General features: G+C 55.1%; 15 protein-coding genes. All 15 read left to right on the top strand.

What is annotated here, in order from left to right; genetic code table 11:
• Window positions 1-107: 107 nt before the first annotated feature.
• The 15 genes from aspS (at window position 108) to M6689_RS09895 (ending at window position 14,550) form a co-directional block, all read left to right on the top strand.
• Window positions 108-1,892: an aspartate--tRNA ligase gene (aspS, locus tag M6689_RS09965; RefSeq protein ID WP_298270983.1), complete on the top strand. Its 1,785-nt coding sequence runs from the start codon at window positions 108-110 to the stop codon at window positions 1,890-1,892.
• A 21-nt stretch (window positions 1,893-1,913) separates the two neighbouring features.
• Window positions 1,914-2,600, top strand: a complete 687-nt coding sequence (locus tag M6689_RS09960) for a LysM peptidoglycan-binding domain-containing protein (RefSeq protein WP_298270980.1) — start codon at window positions 1,914-1,916, stop codon at window positions 2,598-2,600.
• Window positions 2,601-2,854: 254 nt separating this feature from the next.
• Window positions 2,855-5,077, top strand: coding sequence for an NADP-dependent isocitrate dehydrogenase (locus M6689_RS09955; RefSeq protein WP_298270977.1), 2,223 nt, complete (start codon window positions 2,855-2,857; stop codon window positions 5,075-5,077).
• Window positions 5,078-5,132: 55 nt separating this feature from the next.
• Complete coding sequence (gene mdh / locus M6689_RS09950; RefSeq protein WP_298270975.1) at window positions 5,133-6,086, top strand: malate dehydrogenase; 954 nt, start codon at window positions 5,133-5,135, stop codon at window positions 6,084-6,086.
• A 191-nt stretch (window positions 6,087-6,277) separates the two neighbouring features.
• On the top strand, window positions 6,278-6,472 hold the full coding sequence (locus M6689_RS09945) for a 4Fe-4S binding protein (protein ID WP_039742300.1): 195 nt from the start codon (window positions 6,278-6,280) through the stop codon (window positions 6,470-6,472).
• Window positions 6,473-6,497: 25 nt separating this feature from the next.
• Window positions 6,498-7,631, top strand: a complete 1,134-nt coding sequence (locus M6689_RS09940) for a 2-oxoacid:acceptor oxidoreductase subunit alpha (protein ID WP_298270971.1) — start codon at window positions 6,498-6,500, stop codon at window positions 7,629-7,631.
• A 2-nt stretch (window positions 7,632-7,633) separates the two neighbouring features.
• Window positions 7,634-8,452 carry a 2-oxoacid:ferredoxin oxidoreductase subunit beta gene (locus tag M6689_RS09935; protein ID WP_298270969.1) on the top strand — a complete coding sequence of 273 codons (819 nt, stop codon included), beginning with the start codon at window positions 7,634-7,636 and terminating at the stop codon, window positions 8,450-8,452.
• A gap of 27 nt (window positions 8,453-8,479) precedes the next feature.
• Entirely contained in the window at window positions 8,480-9,028 is a 549-nt protein-coding gene (locus tag M6689_RS09930) for a 2-oxoacid:acceptor oxidoreductase family protein (protein WP_298270966.1), read from the top strand.
• 149 nt (window positions 9,029-9,177) lie between these two features.
• Complete coding sequence (locus tag M6689_RS09925) at window positions 9,178-10,371, top strand: HD domain-containing phosphohydrolase (RefSeq protein WP_298270963.1); 1,194 nt, start codon at window positions 9,178-9,180, stop codon at window positions 10,369-10,371.
• A gap of 63 nt (window positions 10,372-10,434) precedes the next feature.
• On the top strand, window positions 10,435-11,391 hold the full coding sequence (locus M6689_RS09920) for a GTPase-activating protein (protein ID WP_298270961.1): 957 nt from the start codon (window positions 10,435-10,437) through the stop codon (window positions 11,389-11,391).
• 32 nt (window positions 11,392-11,423) lie between these two features.
• Window positions 11,424-12,161: a hypothetical protein gene (locus M6689_RS09915; protein ID WP_298270959.1), complete on the top strand. Its 738-nt coding sequence runs from the start codon at window positions 11,424-11,426 to the stop codon at window positions 12,159-12,161.
• Window positions 12,162-12,258: 97 nt separating this feature from the next.
• Window positions 12,259-12,888, top strand: a complete 630-nt coding sequence (locus M6689_RS09910) for a DedA family protein (protein ID WP_298270957.1) — start codon at window positions 12,259-12,261, stop codon at window positions 12,886-12,888.
• A complete protein-coding gene (locus M6689_RS09905; RefSeq protein ID WP_298270955.1) occupies window positions 12,885-13,655 on the top strand; it encodes an RNA methyltransferase in 771 nt (256 codons plus the stop codon). The genes M6689_RS09910 and M6689_RS09905 overlap by 4 nt, the downstream gene beginning before the upstream one ends.
• A complete protein-coding gene (locus tag M6689_RS09900) occupies window positions 13,652-13,969 on the top strand; it encodes a SemiSWEET family sugar transporter (RefSeq protein ID WP_298270953.1) in 318 nt (105 codons plus the stop codon). Before M6689_RS09905 ends, M6689_RS09900 begins: the two co-directional genes overlap by 4 nt.
• Window positions 13,966-14,550 (top strand): LemA family protein, encoded by a 585-nt coding sequence (locus tag M6689_RS09895; RefSeq protein ID WP_298270950.1) that lies wholly within the window; start codon window positions 13,966-13,968, stop codon window positions 14,548-14,550. The genes M6689_RS09900 and M6689_RS09895 overlap by 4 nt, the downstream gene beginning before the upstream one ends.
• Window positions 14,551-14,556 lie beyond the last annotated feature (6 nt).

Below are 14,556 nucleotides of genomic sequence, written 5' to 3'. Positions count from 1 at the left end.
AATCTCCAGGGAAATGGCATTTCATCCGGTCTAAATGACCTTGAAGAATGCCCCGGTATTAAGTATACTCACGCGATTTCAAGAGACGTTGCGAGGAGGAGTGATTGATGAGCGATATTCTTGGCGGTTGGAAGCGGAGTCATTATTGCGGCAACATCACGAAGGCTGATGTCGGCAGTGAAGTTGCCCTCATGGGGTGGGTGCTGCGGCGCCGGGACCACGGTGGGCTGATTTTTGCCGATCTTCGCGACCGCGAGGGTCTTGCCCAGATAGTATTCGATCCCGCCAAGGATGCCGAAGCCCATCAGAAAGCCGAAGCAATCCGCAATGAATATGTTGTCGCCATCAGGGGTGAGGTCGTTCCCCGTCCTGAAGGAACCATCAATCCGAACATGAAGACAGGTGAAGTCGAGGTGCTTGTCACTGAATGCAAGATCCTCAACCGATCGAAACCTCTTCCCTTTACGCTTGATGATTATGTCGAGGTTGCAGAGAACCTGCGCTTGAAGTATCGCTATCTCGATCTGCGTCGTCCATCCCTTCAGCAAAACCTGATTCTCCGCTCGAAGGTTGCCCAGATTGCCCGTCAGTACCTCACCGATAACGGATTTCTCGAAATCGAAACCCCCTTCCTGACCAAGTCCACTCCAGAAGGTGCTCGTGATTTCCTCGTCCCTTCCCGAATCAACCAGGGGACGTTTTACGCTTTGCCTCAATCCCCGCAGATTTTCAAGCAGATACTCATGGTTTCGGGGTTTGACCGTTACTTCCAGATCGTTCGCTGCTTTCGGGACGAGGACCTGCGTGCCGACCGGCAGCCGGAGTTCACGCAAATTGACTGTGAGATGTCCTTTATCGACCGCGAGGATATCATTTTGGTGATGGAAGGGCTTATTGCCCGGATTTTCGGCCAGGTCAAGGGGGTCGACGTGCCGCTTCCGATGCCCCGTATGACTTATGCCGAGGCGATACGCCGGTATGGCGTCGATAACCCGGACGTTCGTTTCGGTCTGGAGCTGGTCGAACTGACCGATATCGTCAAGGGAGCCGGATTCAAGGTTTTTGCCGACGTGGCTTCGGGCGGGGGGATCATCAAAGGGCTCAATGCCAAAGGATGCGCGAAATTTTCCCGCAAGGAAATCGACGATCTTACCGAATTCGCCAGGATATACGGCGCCAAGGGACTTGCCTACGTCAAGATTGAAGGGGGCGAGTGGCATTCTCCCATTGCCAAATTCTTTACCGCGGAGGAGATTGCGGCGATGAACGTGGCCTTTGGCGCCGAAGAAGGTGACCTGCTGCTGTTTGTTGCCGATAAACCGAAGGTGGTCAACGATTCTCTCGGCAAGCTCCGCAATCATCTTGCCGCGCTGCTCGGACTAACTGACAAGAACACGTTCAAGTTTGTCTGGATCACCGACTTTCCGCTTCTTGAGTGGGATGAAGAGGAGAAGCGATGGGCGGCCGTGCATCATCCGTTCACCGCCCCGATGGATGAAGATGTCGAGAAGGTTGAATCTGATCCCGGCACCTGCCGTGCAAAGGCGTACGATCTGGTTTTGAACGGCAACGAGATCGGTGGAGGAAGCATCAGGATCCATCAGCAGCACGTCCAGGCCCTTATGTTCAGGATGCTCGGTCTTCCGGAAGAAGAAGCCCGCCTCAAGTTCGGGTTCCTGCTTGATGCTCTTGAGTGCGGTACGCCGCCGCACGGAGGAATTGCCTTCGGGATGGACCGTCTCATTATGCTTCTTACCGGAAGCGATTCTATCCGCGACGTCATCGCCTTCCCTAAAACGCAAAAGGGGACCTGTCTCATGTCTGAAGCTCCGTCACATGTGGACGCAAAACAACTTCGGGAACTTGGTCTCAAGGTTACGATCAAGCAGTGAAGTGATACTGAGTATCCAACGGTGTTGAAGCAATCTGCAGCTATTGCCGGGGCTCTGATAGTATCCGGCTGCGCTTCCAGCCTTCCTCACTACAGGATGGAGGCGCTTACAAGGGCGTATGCCATCAAGGCTCAGGGTGCGCAGGGGTGCTTCCCCGGTGAGTATGCGAGTCTCCTTGCAGCTCTTGATGCCGGGGACAGGCTTATGCAGAAGGACGGCAGTGAGGAAGCAGACCGATACTATCTGCTGGCATTAAGAAAGGCCGACATACTTGCGCGGAAGCTGGCTGAGGCGAAGGAGCGTCAGGAAGCCGACCGCCGTGAGGCCGAGGAACGGCAACGGGAGGCCGACCGACGGAAATCTCTCGAGGATTTGCGGAGAAAGCTGGAGGCAGAGCGGATCCGGAATGAACGCGAATCCCGGACGATGACCGAAAAGTCCGGCTCCGTCGGCGTAAAAGAGCGAGAGTCGCGTCAATTGCCGCAGTACCATACAGTCAAGAGAGGAGAGACGTTGCCGCAGATCGCGGCCCAGCCTGAGGTGTATAACGATGTCACGTTGTGGCCGCTACTGTATCGTGCCAACCGCGACCAAATCAGGGACCCCAGGCGCATATGGCCAGGCCAGATGCTCAGGATTCCCCGCAATGTGAGCCGCGAGGACATAGCTGAGGCACGACGTTATGCTCAAGAGCGGCCAGCGCCGTGATCCGATGTTGTATTCGAGTGGAAAAAGCCGGGTAAAACCCGGCTTTTTTGCGTTTAATCTGTTGGTTTTTTGTTGTATACAAAAAATGGTTTTTGCTTGACAGTAAAAAACCTTTTGTATACTGTATACAAACCGAGTTGATGTATGTTGGCGCACCCTAATGTAAGGGCTCCGGATTGCAAAATGCCCGGCTGTATGAGGCCGGGAGTCATGGCTCTGATGCCGAGCACCAAATACAATGCTAAGGAGAGAACATGGCAACACACAAGATTATTTGGACGGAAATTGACGAAGCACCTGCTCTGGCAACCTACTCTTTGCTCCCGATAGTCCAGGCGTTTACCAAGAGTACCGGTGTCGAGGTCGAAACAAGGGATATTTCTCTGGCCGGCAGGATTCTCGCCAACTTTCCCGAATCCTTGACGGAGAGCCAGAGGATTCCCGATTATTTGACCCAGCTGGGTGAGCTTACCCAGAGCCCGGAAGCGAATATCATCAAGCTTCCTAATATTAGCGCTTCGGTTCCTCAGCTCAAGGAGGCCATTAAAGAGCTCCAGAGCCAGGGGTATAAGGTCCCCGACTACCCCGAAAATCCCAAGACCGACGCCGAGAAAGAGATTCAGGCACGTTATGCCAAGGTGCTCGGCAGCGCAGTCAATCCGGTGTTGCGCGAAGGCAACTCCGATCGTCGCGCCCCGCTTTCCGTGAAGAACTTTTCCAAGAAGAACCCGCACAAGCTCGCCCCTTGGTCACCCGATTCCAAGGCACACGTGGCCCACATGAACGGCGGCGATTTTTACGGTAATGAGAAGTCGGTCGTCATGGAAGAGGGTGGCGATTTCAGGATCGAGCTGGTCGGCAAGGACGGGAAGACCGCCATCCTGAAGGATAAGCTGACCGCTGCCAAGGGAGAGATTCTCTCCGCCACTTTCTTGAGCGCCAAGGCTCTGCGGAACTTCTATGCCGAACAGATTGAGGATGCGCAGAAAACGGGGCTGCTCCTCTCCCTGCACCTCAAGGCAACCATGATGAAGGTCTCCGACCCGGTCATGTTTGGCCATGGTGTGTCCGTCTTCTTTAAGGATGTCGTTGAGAAGCATGCCTCAACCTTCAAGGAGCTGGGCGTGAACCCCAACCTGGGCCTGGGCGAGCTCTACAAGAAGATCCAGGTGCTGCCGGAAGCCAAGCGGGCGGAGATCGAGGCAGATATCAAGGCGGTCTACGCAAAGCGCCCGGCCCTGGCCATGGTCGATTCCGACAAGGGGATCACCAACCTGCATGCGCCCAACGACATCATCGTTGACGCCTCTATGCCGGTTGTGGTGCGCGACGGCGGCAAGATGTGGGGTCCCGATGGACAGCTGCACGACACCAAGGCCCTGATTCCCGACCGCTGCTATGCCACCTTCTATCAGGAGATCATTGAAGACTGCCAGAAAAACGGCGCCTTTGATCCGGCCACCATGGGTTCGGTGCCCAACGTGGGTCTCATGGCCCAGAAGGCCGAAGAATACGGCTCACATCCCACCACCTTCATAATCCCGACCGACGGGGCCCTCCGCGTGGTGGATGCGGCCGGCAAGGTGCTGATGGAGCACGCTGTCGAGCAGGACGACATCTGGCGTATGTCCCGTGTAAAGGACATCCCCATTCAGGACTGGGTCAAGCTGGCCGTGAACCGGGCCCGGGCCACTGGTGCCCCCGCCGTCTTCTGGCTGGACAAGAACCGGGCTCACGACAGAAATGTAATCGCGAAGGTGGAAAAATACCTGAAAGACTATGACACCACTGGCCTGGAGTTCCATATCTTGGCACCTGTTGATGCCATGAAGTTCTCCCTTGCCCGGATCCGGAAGGGCCTGGACACCATTTCGGTAACCGGTAACGTCCTCCGGGACTACCTGACCGACCTCTTCCCGATCCTTGAGCTGGGCACGAGCGCCAAGATGCTCTCCATCGTGCCGCTTCTGGCCGGTGGCGGTCTGTTCGAGACCGGAGCGGGCGGCTCGGCTCCCAAGCACGTGCAGCAGTTCGTGAAGGAGGGGTACCTGCGCTGGGATTCCCTCGGGGAGTTCTCGGCCCTGGCCGCATCCCTGGAGCATCTTGGCACCACCTTCAAGAACGACAAGGCCCTAGTCTTGGCTGAGACCTTGTACCAGGCTATCGCCAAGTTCCTGGACAACAACAAGTCGCCCGCCCGCAAGGTTGGCCAGATCGACAACCGGGGGAGCCACTTCTATCTCGCCATGTACTGGGCCCAGGCACTGGCCGCCCAGACCAAGGACGCCGGGCTGCAGGCCAAATTTGCCAAGGTTGCCAATCAGTTGGAAGAAAACGAAGCCAAGATCAACGAAGAGTTGCTGGCAGCTCAGGGTAAGCCGGTTGACATGGGGGGATACTACCACTCGAATTTCGAAAAAACTTCCAAGGCAATGCGCCCAAGCGCCACCTTGAATGCAATCGTTGATGCTATTTGATCGAAATAGAGAAGCGACGCGGTAGGAAAACAATACAGACAAGGAGGAAACAGTAATGGCACGTAAGAAGATTGCTCTTATCGGTGGTGGTCAGATCGGTGGCGTTCTTGCTCAGCTTTGCGCCCTGCGAGAACTGGGTGACGTGGTAATGTTCGATATCGTGGAAGGTCTCCCCCAGGGCAAAATGCTCGACATCGCCGAAGTCGGCCCCGTTGACCGTTTTGACGTCAATCTGAAAGGGACCAACAGCTACGCAGATATCGAAGGCTCCGACGTCGTTATCGTTACCGCAGGCCTCCCCCGCAAACCCGGCATGAGCCGAGACGACCTTATCGAGGTCAACTCTAAAATCATGACGCAGGTCGCCGAAGGGATCAAGCAGTACGCGCCCAACTCCTATGTTATCATCATCTCCAATCCGCTTGATGCGATGGTGACCCTCTGTCAGAAGATTACCGGCTTCCCTTACAATCGCGTCATTGGTCAGGCTGGCGTGCTCGACTCGGCTCGATTCGCCAGTTTCATCGCTTGGGAGCTGGGCGTTTCGGTCAAGGACGTGAATGCCATGACGCTGGGCGGTCATGGTGACGACATGGTACCCCTGGTCCGTTATGCCAGCGTCAACGGTATCCCGGTCATGGAACTGCTGGAGCAGAAGTACAAGAGCGCCGAGAAGGCCAAGGAGGTCATGGAGACCATGGTCAAGCGGACCCGCGGGGCAGGCGGCGAGGTAGTCGCCCTTCTCAAGACCGGTTCTGCCTTCTACTCACCGGCCTCCTCTGCCATTGCCATGGCCGAGTCGATCCTCAAGGACCAGAAGCGCGTTCTCCCGACCTGCTGCTACCTCCAGGGTGAGTTCGGGGTGAACGGCTATTATGTTGGCGTTCCCGCCGTTCTCGGCGAGAAGGGCGTGGAGCGGATCATTGAGTTCAAGCTGGATGCCGAAGAGCAGGCAATGATGGACAAGTCGGTTGCGGCTGTCAAGAGCCTTGTCGACAGCCTGAAATAAAGGGTAATACGAGTTCTGAAGCATGGCAAGAGAAGGGCTAGCGGCCCTTCTCTTGCCATATTTGAGGCAGTATCACCGATTCGCTCGGCATCTATCCCAGATGCACTATTGTGTTTGTATACACCACGTGTTATATACCGTATGCAATTTTGTGCCGCAAAGGCATCAATTCTGTAAAGGAGCGTACCTAGATGGAAAAGAAGCTTCCAACAATCGAGATCATCGAGAAGTACTGCAAGGGCTGCCACATCTGTGTCGAGTTTTGCCCGACAAAAGTACTTGAGATGAAGGGTTTCGTTGCCTCCGTTAAAAATCTTGAGGCTTGCATCAAGTGCATGCAATGCGAGCTGAGATGCCCGGATTTCGCGATCAAGGTGACACCTTAATTTATTCATTCAGGAGGTAGATGTCGTGGCTAAGAAAGTTGCATTCATGCAGGGTAACGAAGCGGCTGCGCAAGGCGCTCTTTATGCCGGTTGTAAGTTCTTCGCCGGTTACCCGATCACTCCTTCCACGGAGGTGGCCGAGGTCATGTCGGGTGAACTACCCAAGGTAGGCGGCAAGTTCATCCAGATGGAGGATGAGATCGGCGCCATGGCGGCTGTTATCGGCGCTGCTCTGACAGGAAAGAAGGTGCTTACCGCAACCTCCGGTCCGGGCCTTTCCCTGAAGCAGGAGAGCATCGGCTATGCCTGCATCACTGAAGTGCCGTGCGTCATTATCAACGTCATGCGTGGCGGCCCCTCCACCGGCATGCCGACAGGCCCTTCCCAATCTGACGTCATGTGCGCCAAGTGGGGCACCCATGGCGATCACCCGGCTATCTGTCTCGTTCCCGCGTCCGTCCAGGAGCTTTTTGAAGAGACTGTGCGTGCCTTCAACCTTGCAGAGAAATACCGCACGCCGGTTATGGTCATGCCTGACGAAATCGTCGGTCACATGCGCGAGCGGATCGTCTTCCCCGAGCCGGGCGAACTGGAGGTCATTAACCGTACCCAGCCTACGGTTCCCCCCGAGCAGTACAAGCCTTACGATACCCAGTTCGGCGATGTTCCTCCGCTAGCGGCCTTCGGTTCCGGCTATCGGTTCCATGTGACCGGCCTCAACAAGATGGCCGACGGTTTCCCTACGACCAAGGCTGCGATTGTTCAGGCTGAGGAGGAGCGTCAGGTTCGTAAGGTCGAGGCAAACAGGGCCGACATCATGAAGTGGGAAGAGTATCTGGTTGATGACGCTGAAGTCGTGGTTGTCGCCTTTGGATCGACCTCCCGTTCGGCTCGCTTCGCCGTTAATGAGGCACGCAAGCAAGGTATCAAAGCCGGTCTTTTCCGCCTGATCACCTTCTGGCCGTTCCCCGAGGAGCGGCTTCTCGAGATTTCCAAGAAGGTCAAGGCTTTCATTACCCCCGAGATGAACCTCGGCATGTGCACCGGCGTAGTAAAGGGGTGTATCGAGGGTAATGCCCCGGTTCACGGCATCTTCCGTGTGGACGGAGAGCCGATTAACCCCAATGAGATCCTGAGCAAGATGAAGGAGGTCAAGTAACCATGGCTTTTGATTATGATAAGTACATCCGCCCTGGCAAGCTGCCGCATATCTGGTGTCCCGGCTGCGGTCACGGGATTGTCATGAAGGGCCTCATCAGGGCTATCGATGCTGTTGGCCTCGAGAAGAACAATACCGCCATTGTTTCCGGCATTGGCTGTGCCTCACGTCTCCCCGGTTACATGGATTGCTGCACTCTCCACACCGCTCACGGCCGTGCCGCTGCGTTCGCCACCGGCGTGAAGATGGCTCGTCCCGAGATGAACGTGATCCTTGTTGGTGGTGACGGCGATGGTACCGCCATCGGCGGTAACCATTTCATCCACGCCTGCCGCCGCAATATTGATATGACCTATATCATCATGAATAACAACATCTACGGAATGACGGGCGGTCAGTTCTCTCCCTGCACCCCGACCGGTGCCAAGGCGTCGACTACCCCCTATGGTAACCCTGATCCGGCGTTCGATGTTGCCAAGCTGGCAATTGGTGCCGGTGCAACATTCGTTGCCCGCGGTACCGCATACCACGCAACGCAGATTGACAAGCTCATTGTGGAAGCAATTCAGCACAAAGGCTTCTCTGTTGTCGAAATTCTCGATGATTGCCCCACCACCTATGGCCGGCGCAACAAATTCCGTTCGGTTATCGAAATGATGAACCGGCTCAAGGAGGTTGCGGTACCTGTGAAGGCTGCGGAAAAGATGACCCCTGAGCAGCTCGAAGGGAAGATTCTGACTGGAGTTCTGCACAAGGTCGAGAAGCCTGAGTACACTGCGGAATACGCAAAGGTCATCGAGCGGGCCCAAGCCGCGAAGTAATCTATCAACGTAAAAGGAGAAAGACAGATGTCTGGAAGATATGAATTGAGATTTTCCGGTGCCGGCGGCCAGGGTCTGATCCTTGCGGGTGTCATCATGGCAGAGGCTGCTTCCATCTACGATGGCAAGCAGGCGGTTCAGTCCCAGAGCTATGGTCCTGAAGCCCGTGGTGGCGCCTCCAAGTCTGAAGTCGTGATTTCAGAAGGCCCGATCGATTATCCCAAGGCGACGGTTGTCGACGCGCTGCTTGCTCTTACCCAGGAAGCGTGCGACAAGTATAGTCATGACCTGAAGGAGGGAGGGGTGCTCCTCATCGATTCCGATCTGGTCACCAAAGCCCCTGCTGGCAACTACAACGTTGTTTCGTTCCCGATCATCAACACCGCCAAGAATGAAGTAGGGCGGGAGATTGTTGCGAACATCGTGGCCCTCGGCGCAATGGTTGCTCTTACTGGCGTCGTGTCGAAGGAAAGCGCCGAGAAGGCGGTTCTCGCACGTGTTCCCGAGGCCTTTGTCGATCTCAACAAGAAGGCTTTCCAGATGGGGTATGAAAAGGCCATGGCCGCCAAGAAGTAAAGGATTGCCCTGTTGATGAATAAGGCCCGGCGCTTAATGTGCCGGGCCTTTTCTTATGGGGAAGGCTCCCTTGCGTGAGCCGGCGTTTTGGAGTATAAGGTACCGATACTAAGCCAAGTCGCCAGTTTCTGCTTTAACGGGGGTGCAGCATGAGCCTGGAACTGTGCAGAATGTCTCTCCAGCAAACTCGGGATCTGCTGGAGCTCACGGATACTACGCTCCGAAGTCTCTGTTGCAGGCGTTTCACCAACGAAGAGTTGTATGTCGAGGCCATCAGGAGAGTCCTCGGCGGCAAGGGGAGACGGGGGCCGCACAGCATTTTTCTTGTCATCGACGGGGAGCCAGGCTCGTTGAGCCGCGGTCGGGTCTTTCATCTCCGTCCCGGCGAGATGGTTGAGGCATCGGAATACGTCGTAATAGATCCGGGCTCCGTCTATGCTATCCCTTTTATCAAAGATGCCGTACTTGTCTCTAACTGGGATGAAAAGACCGAGTCGATGGACAAGTACCAGGCGTCGTTTCATCCGCAGATCAAGGAATTTGTCGGCGTCCCCATAACCAACTTTATTGCGTGTCGTATCAGTGGCGAGTACCGAGGAGCGATATTTGCCTTCAATTATGCGCGTGAGGCTACGGAGTACGATGCAGGGGTCCTCGTAATCCTGGCGGTAGTCATCGGTTCCTTGGTTACGCTTTCCAATGAGGTACGGGAGACCGAACGCGCGTTCGTGTACACTATCGAGGCCCTGGCCCGGGCCTGTGAGGCTGCCGAAGAATCGACCGGAGAACATATTGTAAGGGTGAACCGTTATGCCGGTGCACTCGCCGCCAATATGGGACTATCCACGGATTTCGTCGAAACTATTTCTTACTCTGCCCAGATGCATGACGTTGGGAAGATAAAGGTCCCGAATGAAATTTTGTTGAAGCCGGGTCAACTTACTCCCGAGGAAGAACGATTGATCAAGCTTCACCCAGTCTTTGGAGAGCGGATTCTGGGTGATTCGCCCCGGTTGCGCATTGCCCGCGAAATAGCTATTGCTCATCATGAGAACTGGGATGGCAGTGGCTATCCATATGGTTTGAACGGGGACCGGATCCCCCTGGCTGGTCGTATAGTAAAGGTTGCCGACGTTTATGATGCTCTCAGGTCCCGTCGAAGCTATAAGGCTCCCATGGGCCACCGTGAAGCCCTTGAGGTTTTTCGCTCTGGGGATGCCCGTATCGATCCGAAGAGGCATTTCGATCCGGAAATACTGAAAACCTTCTTTGAAATTGAGCATATGTACGAGGCTATTTACGAAAGTGTTACAGGTGCCACGACGCACGACTGGTTATTTTGACTTTGACTGATCTGCAGAAATCTATTATTAATCTGTGAAAAACTTTTTGACCAAGGAGTCCCGATGTTTCTTCTTCCCAAGGGAAATCCGTTGTATGAGAATATCGCGGCGACAAAAGTCAAGCTGCCGGAGCTGTTAGACAAACTGAAGGGAAGCTCCTTTACCGGCTATCTGAAATTTACCTTTCCCTCAGCCCTGGCAGTCCTTTTTTTCGAGGCGGGGAAGCTGATCAGTGCGATGCTCGAACAGGAGGGGAAGAAATCCAGCGGATTTGAAGCGATTGCAGGGTTGTGCAATCTCATTTTTGGAGGGGGCGGATCGCTCAGCGTCTATAAACTCTCTAAGGACCTGACGATGTGTCTCCATGCCATGATTCACGGGGATGTCCTGTACCAAGGGCAGGAACTCAAGCTGATCGACATCAAGGGCCTTCTTGAAAGACTTAAGGCGCAACGGCTTAACGGCTGTTTGCGTATTTATACCGACGACCGTGCCGCCCTGATCTTCTACAAGGAAGGTGCTCCTCTGGGGTTCTTCCACGACGGGTCTACGGACATAGAGACATCCGCCTCGGAGTCGCAGAAGATTGCCGGCTTGCCGGGTGCGAAGATTGATGTTCTCTCCACAAAGAGTGCCGATGAATTGATGCATTACGACCTGCTGGAAATGGTCAATATAGGAAAGCTTTGGGAGTCGACCGCAGGCCGCTTTGCGACGGAGCGCGATCAGATCAGAAGAGAAGCGGAAGCCGTCGACAGGAAACAGTCGGACGAACAGCTGAAGGAGCTTGAGGATGATCTCAAGGAAGTTGCTGTGGCCTACTTGGGAAGGATGGGCGCTTCCTTGGTCGATAAGGAACTGGGTGACCGCGGTGGACGAGCGATACTGCGCGACGCTTCCCAGGTGGCGGAGTTCCTTGCTGGCATGGAGCGGGGCTCAAAGATGCTGACCAGTATCTCCAAGACCAAGGAGATGCTGGAAACGATGAAGAACGAGATTGCTGAACGTACCAAGGGCTGAGAATTTATTTTGAGTGTGCACGTGGGGGGACAATGGCAGATATCAGCACGGTTGATCTGATACAGATAATTTTCTGGTTCCTGGCTGGATGTATCAGTTTCTACTTCAGCATAGGCAATGCCCGGGTTTGGACCAGTATCTCGATGGGGTTCTTTCTCATCTTTCTGAGCCAACTGTATGTCGTCGAAAAGGCCCTTGACGCACCCTGGACCGCATACACACAGCTTGAGGCGATACATTACATCATTGGTACCATCTCGATCATGGTGATGACCCATGGCTTTCAGGAATACTACATCTTCAGCCGCACTCTGGAGCTGGGCGGGAGCAAGCAGGCGGTTTATCTGACAATATTAGGTCTGCTGGCTGCCTCGGCAGGATTCGTTTTTATCAATCCCGAGCCTCAGTACACCATGCTGCGGAATATCCGCATGATCGAGAACACCACCTGGGTCTTTCTGTCACTCGTCAACCTCGATATGGTCAGAAAGATATACCTCCAGATTCGCGATTCGGTCATCGCCAGGGGCTTCATTGCCTTCGGTGTTGTTTTTGTCGCGATCTTCCTCTGGAAAGGGTCGGAACTTTATCTGCAAGTCTATAACTGGGACACTGACTGGAAGCTCATAATGCTGAATCTCGGTGCCACCGTGCCTGATCAGTTCATGGGACGAAGAGATTTTTCGGTTCTTGTCCATGATGTTGCCGGACTTCTTTCCGGTTTTTCGGTGGGAGGTACGTTCATCTATCTCGTCAGGCTGCTCCGTTGAGGCGATTTTCGCGATACGCTTTCAGGGGAAAGGGCTGCAAGGCCCTTTTCTTATTTCGACGGCGTTCCCTGACCGTGCATAGAGAGGCGGAGACGTAGTGGAGCATCTATTCAGGGATTATCTTGAGAACCACCATGGGTACTGGGTGCTCTTCGTCTGGACGTTCCTGGAGGGGGAAGCCGGTCTGATCCTGGCAGGTTTTCTCGCATACCAGGGGTATCTCTCCCTTCCTGCCGTGATTGTCACTGCCGCCGGCGGAGCCTTCCTTGGAGACCAGTTTTATTTTTACCTCGGACGATGGCAGGGGAAATGGCTGCTCAAGGCGTTTACTCTGATTGCCCGGAAGTTCCGTAAGGCATTGCGTCTCATTGAACGTTACGGCACGTTTGTAGCGTTCGTATCCCGTTATACCTATGGGTTCCGCATCATACTTCCCATTATTCTCGGCATGTCAACGTTTTCAGCTCCCCGCTTCCTCTGGTTGAATGTTTTGAGCGCACTGGCCTGGGCGCTCATCTTTTCGATGGCGGGGTATATCTTCGGCAAAAGCGCCTCACTCTTCGTGGAGGACGTTGGCCGTTACGAAATCCATTTACTCGCTGTGCTGGCGGGATTAATATTCTCTATGTGGCTCTTGCATCTCGTCCATGCACAACTGAGGCGTAAGCCGGCACGCCAGAGGCTCAAGCGGATGAGAGACGGGCGCAAAGCCAGGGAGGAACGGTGAGCAGCAGTGAACGGGAGTCAGCAAAGGTAAGCCTGCAAGAGCGAATCTCGGTGGTTCTGGTCGAACCGCAGAGCCCGGGGAATGTGGGGATGGTCTGTCGGGCCATGAAGAACATGGGACTGCGCGAGTTGCGTATAGTCAAGGGGGGCCGGCTCGATCATCCCGAAGCTACCAAGTTCGCCGTTTCGGCGAAGGATCTGCTCGAAGGGGCACAGGTTTTTCCGTCGCTTGAGGAAGCCCTTGCCGACACCGAGTTGACGGTTGCCACCACCCGGCGCCACGGTAAGTACCGGCAGGAGATCTTCACCCCGGGGGAGATTGTCGGGAAAATTGGCGCTAACCTCTCCGGAAACAAGGTTGCTCTTGTATTCGGTCGAGAGGACAACGGCCTCACGACCGATGAGCTTTCCCTCTGCCGCTGGCATGCGACCATCCCCACGTCGGAGGAGTACGGCTCCCTGAATCTGGCTCAGGCAGTGCTGGTTTTCTGCTACGAGCTCTTCAAGGGATTGGGCGAATGGTCTTCGGAACGAGAGGGGAGAGGGCTTGCCGGTACGTCGGAATTGGAGTCGCTCTTCGGCCAGATGGAGCACACGCTGTTGCGAATCGGTTTTCTTAATCCCCAGAACCCGGCGCATTTGATGAGGAGTCTGCGGCGCATCTTCTCCCGGGCCGAACTGGATGAGCGTGAAGTCGCCATCCTGAGGGGGATGATGACGCAGATCGACTGGGCAGCGGATCAATTCCGAGGCAAGAAGGGACGATGAACAGCGCAACGTTACTCGGGCTTGTGGCAGGGGCCATCACCAGCATCGCGGCCGTCCCTCAGGTGGTTAAAGCCTATCGCTCGCGACAGGTTCGGGATATTTCCATCTGGCAGCCGGTATTGCTTGTTGCCGGCATGGTTCTCTGGCTTGTGTACGGCGTACTGCTGGGGGATATACCGCTCATCGCCGCAAACATCTTTTCCATTGCCTGCAACGGGATTCTCATAGTCATGAAATTCTGCTACCGGGAAAATGACAAGATCCCGGCCGATGATTATTCTTTAGAAAACATTCAGAAGACGGAGGAGCTATGAAACGGATTGCATGGCTGCTATTGGCAGTGTTTGCCTTCACCGGGCTTACGGGGTGCGGGTACAATGTCATGCAGGCGAAGGAAGAAGCGGTTTTCGCGACCTGGGGCGATGTCGAAGCGACCTATCAGCGTCGCGCCGATCTTATCCCGAACCTTGTGGAAGTGGTGAAGGGATACGCCAAACACGAAGCCGACACCCTGAAGGCGGTGACCGAAGCGCGGGCCAAGGTCGGATCGGTGCGGGTGAGCAAGGAGATGCTCGGCGATCCCCAGACCTTCAGCAAGTTCCAGCAGGCCCAGGGGGAGCTTTCCGGGGCACTGTCGCGCCTGATGGTCGTTGTGGAGCGCTATCCTGACCTGAAGGCCAACCAGAATTTCATGGATCTCCAGAACCAGCTCGAGGGGACCGAAAACCGCATCAATGTCGCCCGCACCCGATACAACCGGGCGGTACAGGATTTCAACACCAGCATCCGGACCTTCCCGAACAGCCTCACCAATTCGCTTCTCCTGCACCTGACGCGAAAAGAACCGTTCAAGGCCGATGAAGGGGCGAAGAGCGCGCCCAAGGTGAAGTTCTAGAGTGTA

The organism is Geobacter sp., from assembly GCF_027327745.1.
Taxonomy (GTDB): domain Bacteria; phylum Desulfobacterota; class Desulfuromonadia; order Geobacterales; family Geobacteraceae; genus Geobacter.
The sequence above is the reverse complement of the archived record's forward strand: the minus strand, read 5'-3'. Positions and strand labels throughout refer to the sequence as shown.

Bases quoted from the DNA above. Each gene is read 5' to 3' on its own strand.
- aspS (WP_298270983.1), top strand. From the start codon at position 108: ATGAGCGATATTCTTGGCGGTTGGAAGCGGAGTCATTATTGCGGCAAC.
- M6689_RS09955 (WP_298270977.1), top strand. From the start codon at position 2,855: ATGGCAACACACAAGATTATTTGGACGGAAATTGACGAAGCACCTGCT.
- mdh (WP_298270975.1), top strand. From the start codon at position 5,133: ATGGCACGTAAGAAGATTGCTCTTATCGGTGGTGGTCAGATCGGTGGC.
- M6689_RS09945 (WP_039742300.1), top strand. From the start codon at position 6,278: ATGGAAAAGAAGCTTCCAACAATCGAGATCATCGAGAAGTACTGCAAG.
- M6689_RS09935 (WP_298270969.1), top strand. From the start codon at position 7,634: ATGGCTTTTGATTATGATAAGTACATCCGCCCTGGCAAGCTGCCGCAT.
- M6689_RS09930 (WP_298270966.1), top strand. From the start codon at position 8,480: ATGTCTGGAAGATATGAATTGAGATTTTCCGGTGCCGGCGGCCAGGGT.
- M6689_RS09925 (WP_298270963.1), top strand. From the start codon at position 9,178: ATGAGCCTGGAACTGTGCAGAATGTCTCTCCAGCAAACTCGGGATCTG.
- M6689_RS09920 (WP_298270961.1), top strand. From the start codon at position 10,435: ATGTTTCTTCTTCCCAAGGGAAATCCGTTGTATGAGAATATCGCGGCG.
- M6689_RS09915 (WP_298270959.1), top strand. From the start codon at position 11,424: ATGGCAGATATCAGCACGGTTGATCTGATACAGATAATTTTCTGGTTC.
- M6689_RS09900 (WP_298270953.1), top strand. From the start codon at position 13,652: ATGAACAGCGCAACGTTACTCGGGCTTGTGGCAGGGGCCATCACCAGC.
- M6689_RS09895 (WP_298270950.1), top strand. From the start codon at position 13,966: ATGAAACGGATTGCATGGCTGCTATTGGCAGTGTTTGCCTTCACCGGG.